Source organism: Spirosoma spitsbergense DSM 19989 (assembly GCF_000374085.1).
In the GTDB taxonomy this organism is placed as follows: domain Bacteria; phylum Bacteroidota; class Bacteroidia; order Cytophagales; family Spirosomataceae; genus Spirosoma; species Spirosoma spitsbergense.
The window spans coordinates 1-18,061 of sequence record NZ_KB893389.1 but is presented as its reverse complement, the minus strand read 5'-3'; the positions used below and the strand labels follow the sequence as shown (position 1 = coordinate 18,061).

The window sequence follows — 18,061 nt, the reverse complement described above, 5'->3', positions numbered from 1 at the left end:
TTTTAACTATGAAAAAACGTATCCTCTTTACCACTCTCTGGCTGTCGATCTTGTGCGGGATGCAGGTAAGCGTAGCGCAAGTTGCACTTGCTTCGCCTAGGAAACAGGCCGTCAGTAAAGCGCAGGACAATCTGACCCCTATTAGTGCATTGCTCAAAAAGCTTGAGGCTATCCACAAAACGACATTCGTTTACCAGAAAGAGCTTCTGGAAAACAAAATGTTTTCCGGTGTTGTCGGTGAAAGTGAGAATCTGGAACAGGTTTTGGAACGGGTACTTAGCCCGGCCAATCTGCGCTTCAAAAAACTCAAGGGGGGGGGCTATACGATTTTACCCCGTCGGATCGATAAAAAACTGTCGGTTGAAACCGAGTCGATTAGAACTCCAGACGATTTATCCAGTGAGTCGGCAGCTAATCAGTCACCCGCCGTAAATGCGTTTTCAGCCCAGGCTAACCTGCAATCCCTGTCAGCTGTTAAACCGGCTGACATTACGGTGAAAGGGAAAGTGATCGATACCGAAAAAGGTGAGCCGATTCCGGGAGCCAGCGTTGTATTGAAAGGTTCTACCAAAGGTACTACCACGGATGCAAACGGGGCTTACTCCCTGGCGGTACCCAATGGTAATGCCGTGTTGGTTTTTAGTTTCGTGGGCTACGAGCGGCAGGAAATCACGGTTGGTAATCGCTCTGAGGTAGATGTTAGTCTCATTGCGGATAATAAATCCCTGAACGAGGTGGTTGTGGTGGGCTTCGGTACCCAGAAGAAAATCAACGCTACCGGGGCTATTTCAACCATTGGCACCAAAGAACTCATCCAGTCGCCGGTGGCCAACGTCAGTAACTCGCTGGTGGGTCGGCTGCCGGGTTTGTTTGCAACCCAAACCGGGGGCGAACCGGGTAACGATGGCTCCAGGATCAGAATCCGGGGCGTGGGTACGTTTTCGGGTAATACCGACCCACTCACGCTGGTAGATGGTATTCAGGTGGATAACTACAACAATATCGACCCTAACGAGATCGAATCTGTCACCATCCTGAAAGATGCGTCGTCTACAGCAGTTTATGGTATCAGGGGGGCCAACGGTGTACTGATTATCACCACGAAGCGCGGAAAGGCAGGGCCACCCAAAGTGAGCTACACCTTCAACCAGGGATTCAATTCATTTACCAATCTGCGGGAGTCGATGAATAGCGCCGACTATGCCCGCAACTTTAATCAGGGTCTGAAAGCTGACTCCTACGTGACTGGAGCGGTGTACACCCCGCGTTATACCGACGAAGATATTGAGTTGTATGCCAACGGGAAAGACCCCATTTTTCACCCCAATTCCAACTGGTTCGACCTGCTGTTTAAAAAATTCTCGACTCAATCCCAGCATAATATCAACATCAGCGGGGGGCAGAACAAGGTGCGCTATTTTGTGTCCGGTGGTTTCTTCAACCAGTCTGGCCTGTTCAAAGATACCAAAGACGTAGTCGATGCTTTTTCGCCCCAGTCCACCTACCGCCGGTATAACCTCCGCTCTAACTTCAACTTCGACGTTACCCAACGCCTGAAACTAACCCTCGACCTGTCGTCGCAAACCGAAATACGGAGTGGCAATAATAACGCCAGTGGTGGTACCGAACGGGTAATTGGGGATATTGCCCGCGCCAGCCCCCTGGAGGGGCCGGGGGTGGTAGACGGGAAAGTAGTCAATATCAGAACCGGGAATCTAAACAACCCGTATGCGAATCTGCTCTTTCCGAACAATGCCGGGGGTGTGAGACGGTCGTACCGCAACTACCTTAACGGAAATTTGCGCGCCGATCTGGACCTTGGTTCTATCATCCCCGGCTTATCGACACACGGGAATATTGCCATCCAGACCTATAACGATCAGCAGATTACCAACGCCAAAACGTTGATACAGTATTTAGCTGTGCCCATTAATGGTGGTCCACTCAATGGCGGCTCGGTCAATTACATTCCTAATAATACCGATGCCCAATTTACCTTCAGCCAGGTCGGAACCTACTCCCGACGCATTACGGCCGAGCTTGGTCTGAACTACAAACAAAGTTTCGGGAAGCATGACGTAACGGGTTTGCTGCTGTATAACCAGCAAAAAACGTTTGACCCGAATTTAGCTTTCCTGATCCCGAAGGGCTACCAGAGTTATGTGGGCCGGGCCACGTACGATTATGCCGGTCGGTATCTGGCAGAAGTCAATGTAGGCTATAACGGCACGGAGAATTTCTCGCCCGAAAAACGGTTCGGTTTATTTCCGGCTTTTTCGGTCGGCTGGATAGCGTCGGAAGAGGCATTCTTTCCAAAGAATCAGGCGGTTACATTCCTTAAATTTCGGGGGTCCTACGGCGTGGTGGGTAACGATAACATTGGGGGCAATCGGTTTCTGTACCGGCCAACGAGTTACGGAACCTACAGTAACATCTACTATTTTGGGGATGTAGGAACCAGCTACACGGGCTATCAGGGTATTCGGGAAGGCGTGACGGGCAATCCTGATGTTACCTGGGAGCGGGCTGTAAAAGAAGACATTGGTCTGGAAATGCGCTTGTTCCGGGATAAAATCCGGTTTACCGGCGATGTGTTCAGCGAAGACCGCTCTAACATCCTCGCTACGCCAAAAACCATTTCGTCCGTTGTTGGCTTTTCGCAACCGGCTACCAACCTGGGTAGAATGCAGAACAAGGGCTTCGAAGCGGATATAACGTTCAGCGATAAAAAGGGGAAATTCGGGTATCGAATCGGGGCCAACTTCAGCTTTGCCCGCAACAAAATCCTTTTCCAGGATGAGATAAAAAACCAGTACGAATACCAGAACCGTACCGGCCAGCGATTTGGTCAGAATTTTGGCCTGATTGCCGATGGCATCTACAATACCTTCGAAGAAATAAACGACCCCGCCCGCCCGGTGTATCAATACATCAATGATAAAATTCAGCCGGGCGACCTCAGGTTCAGGGATGTAAACGGCGATGGTGTTGTCAATGATTTCGATGCCGTTCCAATTGGCTACTCCAACATCCCCGAAAAAACGTTCGGGATTTCATTGGGCGGTAACTTTCAGGGATTTGACCTGTCGGTGCTGTTTCAGGGCGTAGGCAACGTATCTTCCTACTATTCCTCATTTCAGCGTACAGCGGGTTTTGGCGGAAGCCCACCAGCGGGAGCCGCCAGCTACCTCAACGAGAGCTGGACACCCGAACGCTATGCCGCCGGACTACCCATCAACTTTCCGCGGTTTTCCGTTAGCTCCACGCCTAACAATACCGGGTCCAGCTTTTACCTGGCTAATGCCAGTTATGTGCGGCTAAAAAACGTAGAACTCGGCTACACAATCAATGGGGACTTCCTCAAGAAAATCGGTATGAGTTCGGCTCGCATCTATGTCAACTCGAACAACCTGATTACCTGGAGCCATATGTACAAGGGCGTCGACCCGGAAAATACTCCTACTGGTGATGTCAATACCGAACCCTACCCCCTGGTCAGAACCATAAATGCGGGCCTGAACGTCAACTTTTAAATCGTATGAAAAAGAGCTATTTCGTAGGTCTAGTCGTCGTGTTTTCGCTGATTACGGCTTCCTGTAACAACCAGTTTCTGGATAAGGCGCCCGGCGTTGACCTTACCGAAGACAATGCCTTTCAGAACAAGGCCAGTCTGGAGAGTTTTATGGCTACTATTTACGGGTACGCCATGAACTCCAACTTCCGCTACCGGAATCAGAACAATTACTCGACCACGGTAGGTGTAGGTGGGACGGACGTTATTCACCCCTCGGCCAGTATCAGCGACGAAGGTGATGCCTCAGAAGCCAATTTTGTCAACAACAATCGCTGGAATGAGGGTGATATTCTGCCGTCGAACATCGTAGTACGGGAAGATTATCGGTACTACATCCGTTGGATTGCGCTGCGTCAGATCGCCATTGTACTAAAGCGAGTCAACGAAGTACCCGATGCTGACGAGGCATACAAAAACCAGATTATTGGCGAGGTTCGGTTTCTACGGGCCATGAACTACATGGAAATGGTGAAACGCTACGGGGGCGTGCCCATTGTTGATAAAGTGTACGAGCCAGGGGTACAGGTCGATGTGCCCCGTAGTTCGCTGGAGGATTGTATCAACTTCATCGTTGCCGACTGCGATGCCGCTTTCCCTAAATTACCAGCTGCGTATTCGCCCACGCAAACAGGCCGGGCACCTGCTCTGGCTGCCCTGGCTCTCAAATCAGAAGCATTGCTGTATGCGGCCAGCCCGCAGTATAATACGGCTACGCCCTACATCAGCATGACTAATGCCGCCGACAACAAATTGATTTGCTACGGTAACTATGATGTAAACCGCTGGAAGTTAGCGGCTGATGCGGCCAAAGTGGCCCTTGACTTTGCCCTGGCCAATGGGTACGGCCTTATTAACGACCCGGCCAATCGGAATCCCAAAGAGTTGGATAACGGCACACCTGGTCCGGCGGGTAACTACCGCGATTCATGGGAAATCTACAATAATAAAGAGTTGATTCTGACCTATCAGGGGCTTGCCGCCAGTAATATCTCGAATGCACCGCTAACCCTGATTACGCCCACCTGCTACGGGGCGTTCTGGTCGGGGATTAGCGTACCGCTCAACTTCCTGAAAAAGTATGAGAAACTCGACGGGACGCCCCAAACCTGGGACGATGCCGGTGGCACGGATCTCATCGCCAAGTATGCTCAGTTAGACCCCCGCTTCAAACAAACCCTGAACTACACCAACTCGTACTTCAACGCCCAGAATCCGGTTTCGCTGATTTACGACGGGGGGAAAGACTACAAAAACTGCAAAGGAGGGCTATGGATGCGGAAATACATTCCCAGAGCGGCCCGCACGGGTAGTCCCAACGTAGTGCTAAACGATGTGCTGTTCCGGGTCAATGAATTGTACCTGAACTATGCTGAGGCTCTGAATGAGTTTGGTGGCCCTACGGCAGAAGCCTACACCGCCGTAAACACCATCCGCACCCGGTCGGGGATGCCCAACCTGCCCACCGGCCTAACGAAGGAGCAGTTCAGGGCGCGGGTTCGCAACGAAATTGCCGTAGAAATGGCGTATGACGATCACCGGTTCTGGGACGTAAAACGGTGGCTGATTGCCGAAGAGGAAGGTGTAATGCAGGGTGACTTCAAAGGATTGCAAATTACGAAAGTGGGTAATCTATACAGTTGGAAGCCCTACACCTTCGAGGTTCGGCGGTTCAACAAGCAGATGTACCTGCACCCATTTCCACAACCGGAAGTACTCAAAGGAAACCTGATCCAAAACCCCGGCTGGTAAACCCCCTCGAACTTATCATGAACATACGCTATACAGGAAATATTTTCGCTACAGCCCTCCTGACGGTGCTTATGCCCGCGCTGGTACGGGCGCAGCAGGGCGGCACAACAGGTCCGGTCGGGGTCGATACCGTCATGCTCAATCCCCGGTCGGCTACTATTGATATCGGGTTTGGCATCAAGCCCATCCGGCAAATTACCAGCTCCATCGCCACTGTCTTTGGACGTGATTTACAGCAGAATTTCAACCTCAACCTGGGTAACACGCTTTATGGCCGCCTGGCGGGCTTATCCGTAACCCAGGGTGGTTCAGAGCCGGGAGCCTCTACTCCTAACCTGTCTATCCGGGGCCTCAATACCTTCGGTGGAGCCAGTAATGCTCCGTTGTACATCATCGACGGCTACATCAGTAATGGCACGGGTACATCAAACGCTTTCATGCAGTTGGTACCCGAAGAAATCGAGACTATTTCGGTATTGAAAGATGCCTCAGCCACCGCCATCTATGGAGCGCGGGCCGCCAACGGCGTAGTGCTGGTGACAACTAAGCGAGGGCAGGAAGGGCCATTACGCATCTCGTTTACTACCCGGCAGGGTTTCACGCAGGCCCGTCAACTGCCCGGATTCCTGGATGCTGGCCAGTATGCCACGCTCTATAACGAAGCCCTGACGAATGACGGCCTGCCCACCCGCTACACCGATCAGGATATAACGGCCTACCAAAACGGCAGCGACCCCGTTTTTCATCCGAACGTAAACTGGTACAAGGAGGTATTGCGTTCCACGGCTCCCGTATCGAGCTATAATTTATCGTTCAATGGGGGCGATAAGTTTGTTCGGTATTATGTGGTACTGAACGCCCTCAACAGCCAGGGCCTGTACAAAAAATTTGGCGACCAGAACAGCGAGAGTTCCAACTCGAAATACTCGAAATATAATTTTCGGACCAACCTGGATGTGTCGCTCTCCGATAGGCTGACGGCCGAGTTCAAGATTGCCGGATCGATTGAGCAGGCGAAAAATCCGGCGGATTATAACACAGCATCGACTTTTAGTTTAGTGCAATCCCTGCCACCAAACGCCTTTCCGGTCTATAATCCGAACGGTACGTTTGGCGGGAGTTCGCAGTTTGCCAACCCGGTCGGTAACTTGCTGTCGACGGGCTTTTATCAGGATAATTCCCGCACTATTCTGAGCTCGCTGAAACTTACGGAGCAGTTAGACATGATCGTCAAAGGGTTGAGTGCATCGGCGGCTATTTCAATTAACAACTTTTTTGAATCGGGTTCGCGCAAAACCCAGCAGTATCCCCGGTATGCGATTTCCAGAAGTGCCACCGGTGATACGCTGTACGGCCCCGCCATTGGCCAGAAAACGTCCATCTCCGGGGCTGAAGAAACGCTCGACCAATACCGGAACCTGATTGTTCAGGGTTTTCTAAACTACAAACGGACGTTTGGCAAGAGCGACGTGTCGGGGATGTTGATGTTCAATTCCGATAACGTGACCGTTTTTGGCCCCGCTTCGGACCCAGCCAATCCAACGGCTAACTCAACCGATCCCTATAAGCACAACAATGGGGCTGGTCGGTTCAGCTACGCCTACAACAACACGTATCTGGCCGAGTTCTCGGCGGCCTACATGGGTACCGATATTTTTGCTTCCGGCAACCGCTACGGCTTTTTCCCGGCGGCATCGGTAGGCTGGGTAGCCTCCAACGAGTCGTTCCTGAAGCAGAGCAAAGCGGTTACCTTCCTGAAATTGCGTGGTTCCTACGGATTGGTAGGTAACGACATTATTGCCTCGCAGGGCCTATCGACCCGGTATCTTTATACGGCGACGTATAGTGGTGGTGGTTACTTCTTTGGAACAGGCAACACGGCTACTGGCGGATACGCCGAAAATATCGTAGCTAACCCCAATGCAACCTGGGAAAAAGAGAAGTCGATGAACGTAGGCGTCGATGTTACGCTGTTTAAAAAGCTCGATGTTTCGTTCGATTACTTCAACCGCGACCGCTACGATATTCTGGTGGCATCGAACAGTACCACACCATTGTTCCTGGGCGTGACCACACCGAATCTTAATCAGGGCAAAGCCAATAACCGGGGCTTCGATTTAGCGGTAAATTATCGTACGACAGCCACGAAAGGCGTCCAGTTTTTTGTGGGGGCTAACCTCTCGTATGCCAAAAGTAAAGTTGTCTTTAATGCCGAAGCACTGCAACTTAATCCGGGCCTGTACGCAACCGGACAGGCCATCGGGCAACCGATTGGTTTGAAAGCCATTGGATTTTATACCGCCGACGACATTACCAAACGCCAGGCCGACCCAACGAGTGTGCCGGGTGTGCTAACGGAAGTAATTCAGGCGGGCGACATCAAATACCAGGATATTGGCGGGCCGGAAGGTAAGCCCGATGGTATTATCGACAGCTATGACCGGGCACCCATCGGTAACCCCGGTTTGCCCCAATGGATTGCCGGCCTGCATACGGGCTTGCGCTACAAAGGCTTCGACCTCGATATGGTGTTTCAGGGCGTAACCGGCACATCGACCTATCTGGGCGGCAGCACCTTTCAGGCGTTTCAGAACAACGGACAGATTGGCGACATTGCCCTTAACCGCTGGACTGCCCAAACGGCAGCCACGGCCGACTACCCGCGCCTGTCGTCGAAGAATAACCTGAATAACTACCAGTTTTCCTCCTTCTGGCAGCGCGACGGTAGTTTCATCAAACTGCGCAGCACCGAAATTGGCTATACACTACCCACCAGTCTATCTAACCGAATCAAGATCAACGGTATCCGGTTTTTTGTGAACGGCACTAATCTTTTTTCCATCGATAAGGTGAAATACGGCGATCCTGAGTCGCTGACGGGCTATCCCGTAACGAGAACCTTGACGGTGGGTGCCACTATCCAGTTATAAGTACCCGTAAAACTGACCGAAAAATGAAAAAATACACCTACATATTCCTCGTGTTTTCAGGTATCCTGGCAACAGCCTGTCAGAATCTCGACCGGGATTTTGTGACGACAATCGGGAAAAATGAAATCGAACAATCCTTCACGAATGTTCAGGCACTGCTCACGGCCATCTACTCTAACCTGCCCGACGGTACGCTGTACATTAGCGGGAGTGCCATGATGGCTTCGGCCACGGACGAAGCCGAGTTTGCGCAGGAAACCAACCCAATACAGAATTTCAATACGGGTAGCTGGAACGCGGCCAACAACCCCGATTTGGTCTGGGGAACGTATTACCGGGGTATCCGTCAGGTTAACCAGTTTTTGTTATCGACCGGCAAAATAAACCTCGACCCCTGGAAATTAGATCCCTCGGCCTCGGCCCAGAAAGTGTACACTGATAACCTGGCCACCATTAAGCGGTGGACTTACGAAGCACGGTTTTTACGGGCCTATTATTACTTCGAACTCGTCAAACGCTACGGTGGAGTACCCCTTCTGAACCAGTCTCTGTCACTGGACGATGACTTTTCAAAAGTACAGCGGAATTCGCTGAACGAGTGCATCCAGTTTATTGCGGCCGAGTGCGACTCGGCGGCTGTTCAACTGCCGCTAAATGCCTCCACGCCCCCATACGTGGCCGCTACCGATTTGGGACGGGTAACGAAACTAACAGCCTTAGCACTGAAAAGCCGGGTGTTACTCTATGCTGCCAGTGACCTGTTCAACACCTCGACCTGGGCAGGTGGCTATAGCAAACCGGAGTTGATTTCCCTACCCGCTGGTGACCGCATAGCCCGCTGGAAAGCCGCTTCTGATGCGGCTAAAGCCGTTATCGACGCCGGGGCATTACCTACGCTGGGAGCCTATAAATCGCTGTTCAACACCTTCAATAATGGCGAGATTATTTTTACCCGAAGTAATGCCGCCAGCAATCAGTTCGAGCGAAACAACTCGCCTATTGGGTTCAACCTGGGCCAAAGCGGCAACACGCCCTCGCAGGATTTGGTAGATGCCTACGAGGTGAGAGTAAATGCCACTACGGCAGTTCCGTTCAATTGGAATGACCCCGCAATGGCTGCCAACCCCTACGCTAACCGCGACCCGCGTTTAGCGCTGACCGTTGTTGTCAACAATTCATCCTTTGGCACACCCGCCCGTACCGTGCAAACCTGGACTGGTGGCCTGGATGCGCGCCCAATTATCAACGCCACCAAAACCGGCTACTACCTGCGTAAATACCAGATCGAAAGTTTGAATCTGCTGAATGGGAACACGGGCGTTCATAGCTGGATTCTGTTCCGCTACCCGGAAATCTACCTGAACTACGCCGAAGCCCTCAACGAGTGGAGCCCCGGCAACGCCGACATCAAAGCCTACTACGACCGTGTCCGTAGCCGGACGGGGATAGCCATGCCGGGCTTGCCCTCTGGTTTATCGCAGGCCGATGTGCGGGAGAAGATACGCAACGAAAAACGGGTAGAGTTTGCCTTTGAAGATCACCGGTTTTGGGACGTTCGGCGGTGGATGCAGGCTCCTGCCTATTTCAACGCACCGTTGCGGGGCGTAAACGTTACCCAGACATCTACCAACACGTTCACCTACCAACCGGTTAAGGTGGAAGACCGGGTATTTACCTCAAAAATGTACTTGTATCCGATCCCTCAGACTGATTTGAACATTGCTGGTAACCTGACTCAGAACCCACTCTGGTAGTATTGGGAAGAAAATGGCTCATGTAATAATTCATCATTTTACATAATAGCATAGGTTGGTTCAGCAAATGCTTCCGCTCTTGTGGCCAGGCTACCTATTGCGGAAGTACTTTCTTCTACTATTGAATGACACAGCTCTTTTTGGTCAAGATCTACTCTGTAAAAAGGATGAAAAAAACTGGTAGTAGTAGCCTATTGGCTACCGTTGTCGGGATGGTTTTATTGACCAGTTGTAGCGTTGGCAAAGGCTCGATGGTTATGGCCCAAACTGCCGTAACTACGGGTACTGGCACGCTGGTGATACCCCCCAGCCCCGGCGATTTGAGCACGGTAGAACACCTGAAACAGTCAGATGAATATGTGGTGGAGGTGAAACGGTCGGGCGATACCAACTACAAAACCTGCTTCGTCTATAAATCGGATAACTCCTTTGTGAACACCTACTTCGGGGCTTCAACGGCGAAACCCGGCCCCAAAAGACCACAGGCGTCGGCCGCATTTACTAATTTTTCCTTCGCTGAAACAGCCGTCGATGTTCGGATTGTCAGTAAAATTCCGGTTTCTTCGGTGAAAATCAGACCCTTAAATTTGGGGATTGATTTTAAGCAAAGCGGCAATGTAATTACCTTCAGCATGGCCACGCCGAAGAAACTGTCCGTCGAAATCAACGACCGGATTAACCCGCTGTTTCTCTTTGCCGACACGCCCGATACTCCTAATCCTCAGGCCACGTATTACTACGGGCCGGGAGTGCATAACATTGGCTTGAACAAGCTGCTGAACACGAACGAGAGCGTCTATATCGCGGGGGGAGCCGTAGTGGAAGGATCGTTTCGGTTGGCCACCGGCTCCACGAATGTCAGCATTAAAGGGCGCGGGGTGCTGTCGATGGGGGAGTGGCCGCATACGTCTACATCGGTCGAGTTTCTAACCAATCACAGTACCATCCGGTCAAGCGCTACCGCCAATATGGTACTGGAGGGATTCATCATCGCCCACAGTACCGGCTGGACGATTGCCATCGATAATCGGGACAATAAATCGCATGATAATCAGTATCGTAACCTGAAATTAGTGTGCTGGAATGGCAATTCGGATGGTATCTGGTTTGATGGGGACAACAATGTGGTGGATGATTGCTTCATCTTCAACAACGACGATATCGTGACGACCCACGGCTCCAACAAGTGCAAAATCTCCAACATTGTCGCGTGGGGCGGCCCATGGGGACGATTGTTTATGCACACCGACTGGCATTCGTCGTCTAATCTGACCTTTGAGAATATAGATATGATCGGAAAAGATGGTGGTCCGGAACTGGTGTTGGTAGAAGGGAATCGCAGCAATCCGGTTAAGCTGGACAATTTTACGTTCAAAAATATTCGGGTCGAGGCCCATCCCAAAACCAGTGATTACAACACCAATAAATTCGTCCGTATTGGCGTGAATCCCGAAAAATATGCCGTCACCCTGACGAACTGGCTGTTTGAAAACATCACCCTCGACGATAAAAACTCCGACGAAGGCGACATCTACGGAACGACCGAAGGGCCTGTTAACGATCTCACATTTAAAAACCTGAAAATGGCTGGCAAGCCCGTGTCTTCGCTCCAGGAGGCCAATATGAATACGAATGAATACGTGCGAAAGCTAACGTTCGAGTAGCAATCGGCCCAAACCGAAGTGAACACCGTGAATACCCGCTGATTAAGGCGGGACAGCTCCTTATTGCCTATCTACTGCCAATCTTTCCTTATGTCTTAACTATCAATGCTTACCCGTTACCTTAAAACAAACCATGATGAAAACATCTCCTTTAGACCAGCTTAACTCGGTTGGAATAGTATTGGCCGGTTTCTTCCGCAACCGAATATCGGGCCATTTTGGCGGAACCTCGTTGGTTTTTACGCTGCTGTTGCTGGTTTTTTCAACCGGTATTCGGGCGCAGTCGCTCTCGGTGAGCATGTCGTTCCCCGCTTTCAGAACTTCGTTCATTACCGGAACACCGGTCAATATCCAGGCTACCACAAATACGCCCGCGGGTACATCAGTAACCAAAGTTGAGTTTTTTCTGGCTACGTTTACCGGGCCGGGGGGCAGCAAAGAAACCATTAAACTGGGCGAAGACCTGACGGCTCCCTTCTCCTACACCTGGACAATTCCCGCCGGGCAGATTTCGTATAATGAACTGAGCCTGAAGGTCACCAATTCCACCGGAGCTACCGCCGTTCAGGGCGGAACTGGCTATAGTCGGGTCGATGTGTACGCCCCCAACACAGCGAGCAACAAAAAATACTACGTGCAGGCCGGGGCCAGTCCGGGTACCGCCGGCACGTTGGCGGCTCCGTTTAATACGATTCAGCGGGGTATTGATGCAGCCGCTCCCGGCGACAGTATTTTTGTGATGGCGGGTACCTACACGAATACGGCCGGAAGCGATGTTGTCGTTATTCGTCGAACCGGAACACCCACCAACTGGATCGTATTGACCAGCTATCGGAACGACAAACCCAAACTGTCGTTCAATGGCTATCAGGGTTTCAATCTGGTAGCCGGGGCGGCCTATATAAAAATTCAGGGTTTTGAGATCGTGGGTAACAACGCCAACGTGACCTTACCCCAGGCTACTACGCAACCCGGTAGCTGTGATAACCCGACCGGCACCGTCAACCCGGCGTTCAACGGAAACGGAATAGGTGTCAACGGACGGACGGGCGGAAATGCGCGTCCGCATCACATCGTCCTTGCCAATAACAGTATTCACGACTGTGGCGGAGGAGGTATCTCGGCCATCGAGAGCGACTATGTAACGGTCGAGAATAACACGGTTTACAACAATTCGTGGTATACTATCTTCGGCACCAGCGGCATCAGTTTCCTCAACAGCTGGAACTATGATACGAATACCGATACACCCAAGATAATTATTCGCAACAACATTTGTTATGGTAATCGGCTGTTTGTTAGATGGATAAGTGCCGGGGTTTGCCGGGGTATTACCGATGGGAACGGTATTATTCTCGACAACAATAATAATCAGTTTGGGACGACAAACCCCAACGGAGCTTATAATGGCAAGTTCCTGATCGAAAATAATCTCTGTTATCAAAATGGGGGACGGGGTCTCAATATCAATTATAGCGATAACGCTACGGTTCGCAACAACACGTTTTACCAGAACGCAGCCAGCCCCGAAATCACCTCCGAGTTTGCCATGCGGTATTCCGCTTCTGTCCGCATCTACAATAATATTCTCTACACCCGTTCTAACAAAGCCACCGGTACACCCGTTAATTCACCCGGTCTGTTGCAGAGCAATAACCTGACGTTTGGTGGTACAGATACCCCGTTCCTTACCGGTACTCAAAGTCTGACGGGGGTCGATCCGCAGTTTACCGATGCGGCCAACGGCAATTTTCAACTGATGTCCACCAGCCCGGCTGTCAATGCCGGAAGTACCATTCCGGACCAGTATGCGACGAAGGATATCCTCGGCATCGACCGTCCGCAGGGTACCAGTCCCGATATGGGAGCGTATGAGCTTCAGGGAACCCCAATTTCTATTACCCAGCAACCGGCCAGTAGTTCGGCGGTTTGTACTGGTACGGACGTGTACGTTTCGGTGAGCGTAGACGGACCTGTGAAAACCTATCAATGGTATAAAGATGGTCAGGTGCTGACGGATGTTGCCTCGGCTACTACGGCCACCCTGTTGCTACCCAACGTGTCGGCGTCTGACCAGGGCAGCTACATGGTTACTATTACAGGTTTCAATAGCCTTACCTCCACGGCCTTTACGTTGACGGTCAATGCCAAACCGCAGGTTAGCCTGACTACGAACGGGCCGCTTACCTGTGCCCTGACTACCGTTACGATCAGCGCCAGTGCAGCAGCGAATGGTAATTTTGCGTTTAGCGGGCCAATGGGCACTATATCGGGGCAGGATAACACGGCTTCAGTTGGCCAGCCGGGAAGTTATACGGTGCTCCTAACGGATACGAACGGCTGCACGGCAACGGCATCCATTGGGGTAACGCAGGACATCGACTTGCCAACGGTTTCAATAAATGAGGTTGGGACTCTTACCTGTGCCAATCCTACTGCTACGCTAACCGCCAGCGGAGCCGGTTCGCTCCAATGGAATACCGGCGTGAGCAGCTCCAGTATTTTGGTCAGCGCTGGCGGGGTGTATTCAGTAACCCTGACGGGCCCCAACGGCTGTACCGCATCGGCCAGTACTACTGTTTCGGTCGATTTGACGCCACCTCAGGCCCCTGTTCTGGCCACGGCCAGCGGTGGGCTATATCCAGTCGGCAAACAGGCTATTACTGTAGCACAATACTCGGGTACGGTAACCCTGCAGGCGTCGGCCTGCAGCAGTGGTACGCTGCGCTGGAGTGGCCCGATTGCGGCCGCCGATGGACAGGTAAATCTGGCCGTACCTACTACTGTTACCGGCTCGGTTGTGTACCGGGTAAGCTGCCAGCTTAGTACGTGTACCAGCGCACCCGCCAGCGTTACGGTGACTGTTGTAGCCGATCAGCTGCGGGTAATAGCTCCCCAGTACGACTGCACCACGGGCTTACTGACCCTGCGCACTACTGGCGGAAACGGCAAGCCCGTAGAATTTGAAATGGGTTCAGTGACCAGCGGCTGGACGACCAATGCCGTGCTAGACCCCTTCTCCGATAAGAAGAAAGAACCCGATTACAAAAAGAAATTCACCATCCACGCCCGTCAGTTGCAAAGTGATGGAAAGGGTAACGATAATGCCCAGGAGTACAAAGACTATCAGATACCGGTTTGCGGGTCGGGCAGTCAGGCTACTGCCTTGCAGATTCTCCTCCCGGCCTACGACTGTACCACGGGCTTGCTGACGCTCTACACTATCGGCGGCAACGGGCAGCCAGTCGAATTCAACGTGTCGTCGGTAACCAGCGGCTGGACTACCAATACCGTAATGGATCCCTTCCCCGACAAGAAAAAAGGCCCCGATTATAATAAAAAATTTACCATTCAGGCGCGTCAGTTGCAAAGTGATGGTAAAGGTTACGATAACGCCAACGACTATAAAGAATATATTGTGCCCGGCTGTGGAGGAACTGGATCAGGTAACGCCCGGCTGGCGGCTGAACCCGAAACCGGGTTGCAGGTAGTTGTGCTGGGCAATCCGCTTCAGGGGGGGAGTGAGGCTGTCGAAGTAGACGTAAGAGGGGTCGAAGGGCAGAGTGTTTGGGTGTCGCTTACTGACGTGCAGGGGCGGCTTATTTCCCACCACCAGGTAGAAAGTGCTGGCTTTGTTGAGCATTGCCGACTGCCGATTGCTCAACAGCAGACGGGCTTTTTTCTGGTGCAGGTACGTACTCAGTGGGAGAAACAAACAATTAAAGTGCTAAAGTGATGGATGCAGTCAGGTAAATCTAAATTGAAGCATTTTTATCATTCTGAGGAACGAAGATTCTGCGTTATGAGCCTAAAAAATGGACTTACCCGAAGATTTTTCGTCCCTCAGAATAACAAATCGTTGGGGCTTTGTTGCATGGCTTCTGACCTGCCTGAAAAAGCCCAAGTTCAGCACAATCGAGGGACACAATTGTCGAAAATAGGTAAGCGGTTTGGTCCAAATGGAATACTTGCCTATCCTCTCATCAGGATGGGATCAGGTCAAAACGCACCTTCAAGGAGCCATCTAGTACCGATTACGTCAATGGCTTTGTTCACTACCTGGTCCAATCTCTTTTGCCTGTCTCTCCGGCAGGTGATTACTTCGTTTCTCCATCAGNCCGCAGGTTGATGGCTCTTCATCGGGCAAATCCGAATAAGGCTCCACCGGTCTGCGCTACGGCATAGAGCTGCTTCTTATTGAATCAGGCGTTTCTCATCGTTTTCCATCCGTTNCTGGCTGCTGCCCTATTTCACGGCAGGGCTCAACATGGCGTTGGTTTGGAATTCACAGGAGGCTACTTCGCGCTGATTAGTAAGCACCCCGCTGCCGTGCCTGGTTCGAACCGGTCTGTCTGATCGGTTTCGTTATTAACTTTTTCCCATGATTTAGTATGATTAGCCAACCAAACAGTTGGCGGTGGGGGGGAATCGTGCGTACCCGCCCGTTGCTGGGGGTTATCGTCTTTTTGCTGAGCAGCGCAGCAGTAGGCCAACCCAATCCGCTGACCCTACAGGAAGCGCTGCGCACCGCCAAACAAAACTATCCGGCTCTGAAAGCCAAAGGAGAATTAGTGAAGCTGGCTTCGGAAGGCATTCAGCTTACCCACACGCAGCGGCTCCCTTCACTACGGGTAAGTGAGCAACTGAATTACAGCACCACCAATGCTACCGCCGGAATTTTACTGCCCTTCGGCACCATTATTCCTACTACGGGCTCATTTGCCAATGAGGCCAGTTTTCGGGGAACGTTCGGCAGCACGACCACGCTCTACAGTGAATGGGCACCCATTACGTTCGGGCAGTACCAGGCCCGCCTAAACGAAGCTAAAGAGGGCGTTCAGGTAGCCGTCGCTGATCTGGCAAATGATGATTTTGCCCACCAAATTCGGGTTGCCCAGCCCACGGAACAGGTAAAAGACGGCGAACCGGTTCGACTCAGGGTACCGGTAAACAAACCCGACGAAAACCGGGTAGTAGCAAATCAATCCTTATAAACAGACAAACAATAAAATCATGAACGCAAAAACCAAAAAACAACAAATCAACTGGCTTCAGTACGTCCTGTTCGCAGCCCTGATTCTGGTTCTGTTCTTCACTGATCTGGGTACTTCGGTGCGCGGAGGCATTCAGCAGTTATTGCTTAAAACCGGCCTCAAAGACGCGCCAACAGCGGGTGAGCCAGCACTGGCTTCCCAACAAATGGCTTTGTCGGCGTATCCGTATCAATTGACACTGACTACCCTGGATGGGAAATCGGTCCAGCTCAGCGACTTGAAAGGGAAGGTCGTTTTTCTAAATCAATGGGCTACCTGGTGCTCACCCTGCCGGGCAGAGATGCCCGCTATTGAAAAGTTGTACCAGTCAGTCGATAAAAACAAGATTGCCTTTGTGATGCTTTCTCTGGATGAAGACCCCCAGAAGGTTCGTCAGGTGGTGAACCAGAAAAAATTCACCTTTCCTGTCTACGTTCCGGGTGGACAGATGCCCGAAGCCTTTTACTCGTCGGCCATTCCAACTACGCTCATTCTGGACTCGAATGGCCAGATCGCGCAACGGATCGAAGGGATGGCCAACTACGATACGGATGAGTTCCGGCAGTACCTGACATCGCTCTATAAGCCCACCCGGTAAAGCATTCTACGTAAATTCATTACGACCATGACCCAATCAACGCCAAAGCGGAGCCAGTTGCTACTCCTGCAAATCAACGATGTTCATGCGTACCTCGATCTGCACCCGGAGTGGTTCTGGGAGAACGGCCAGACGGTCTATCGACCAGCGGGCGGTTATGCCCGACTGGCAACGTTACTGGCGGAGCGCCGAAAGCAATACCCCGATGCTACCGTGCTGCTCGATGGAGGGGATACCTTTCATGGCACGCTCCCGGCCATAGAAACGAAGGGAGACGTATTGATTCCGATTCTGAATCAGTTGCAGGTAGATGCCATGACCGCCCACTGGGACTTTGCTTACGGTCCCCCGCGGTTGCTGGAGCTGGCCGCCCGGTTGAACTACCCCGTGCTGGGCATTAATGTTTACCAGAAAGAAACGGATATTCCCGTATTTCCTGCCTACCGCATACTGGAGCGGTCGGGTATTAAAATCGGCATTGTGGACATTGCCTGTAACATCGTTGATAAAATGATGCCCCACCGTTCAGCGAGGGTATTTACTTTACCCTGGGGCGGGATGAACTGCCCGATACGATCAACGTACTGCGCACGGTGGAACAGGTGGATCTGATTATCCTGCTTTCTCATTTAGGCAATGGTTCGTCAATTTTTAGGGATATGAAAAAGGCGTGTTAGTTTTGGGTATCTGACATCCAAACCAAACAACGCCTTTATGCAAGGACCAGCCCTACTGAGTACAATAGTAGCTAACCTGCCC

At 51.7% G+C, this 18,061-nt stretch carries 9 protein-coding genes; all 9 read left to right on the top strand.

Translation table 11 applies throughout. From position 1 onward, the window contains the following. Window positions 1-8: 8 nt before the first annotated feature. Entirely contained in the window at window positions 9-3,533 is a 3,525-nt protein-coding gene (locus B157_RS0101850) for a SusC/RagA family TonB-linked outer membrane protein (RefSeq protein ID WP_020601677.1), read from the top strand. A 5-nt stretch (window positions 3,534-3,538) separates the two neighbouring features. Continuing rightward, window positions 3,539-5,323: a RagB/SusD family nutrient uptake outer membrane protein gene (locus B157_RS0101845; protein WP_020601676.1), complete on the top strand. Its 1,785-nt coding sequence runs from the start codon at window positions 3,539-3,541 to the stop codon at window positions 5,321-5,323. A gap of 17 nt (window positions 5,324-5,340) precedes the next feature. Then, window positions 5,341-8,253: a SusC/RagA family TonB-linked outer membrane protein gene (locus tag B157_RS0101840; RefSeq protein WP_020601675.1), complete on the top strand. Its 2,913-nt coding sequence runs from the start codon at window positions 5,341-5,343 to the stop codon at window positions 8,251-8,253. 23 nt (window positions 8,254-8,276) lie between these two features. Then, window positions 8,277-10,007, top strand: coding sequence for a RagB/SusD family nutrient uptake outer membrane protein (locus B157_RS0101835; RefSeq protein ID WP_020601674.1), 1,731 nt, complete (start codon window positions 8,277-8,279; stop codon window positions 10,005-10,007). A 167-nt stretch (window positions 10,008-10,174) separates the two neighbouring features. Then, window positions 10,175-11,671, top strand: coding sequence for a hypothetical protein (locus B157_RS0101830; RefSeq protein WP_020601673.1), 1,497 nt, complete (start codon window positions 10,175-10,177; stop codon window positions 11,669-11,671). Between the two features lie 133 nt (window positions 11,672-11,804). Continuing rightward, window positions 11,805-15,407, top strand: a complete 3,603-nt coding sequence (locus B157_RS36630; RefSeq protein ID WP_157618268.1) for a choice-of-anchor Q domain-containing protein — start codon at window positions 11,805-11,807, stop codon at window positions 15,405-15,407. 655 nt (window positions 15,408-16,062) lie between these two features. After that, window positions 16,063-16,665: a TolC family protein gene (locus B157_RS0101820; protein ID WP_084761740.1), complete on the top strand. Its 603-nt coding sequence runs from the start codon at window positions 16,063-16,065 to the stop codon at window positions 16,663-16,665. A 19-nt stretch (window positions 16,666-16,684) separates the two neighbouring features. Continuing rightward, entirely contained in the window at window positions 16,685-17,302 is a 618-nt protein-coding gene (locus B157_RS0101815; RefSeq protein WP_020601670.1) for a TlpA family protein disulfide reductase, read from the top strand. Window positions 17,303-17,329: 27 nt separating this feature from the next. Further along, the gene (locus tag B157_RS0101810; RefSeq protein ID WP_020601669.1) at window positions 17,330-17,914 is read left to right on the top strand and encodes a metallophosphoesterase family protein; all 585 of its coding nucleotides are present in this window, start codon (window positions 17,330-17,332) and stop codon (window positions 17,912-17,914) included. Window positions 17,915-18,061: the final 147 nt, after the last annotated feature.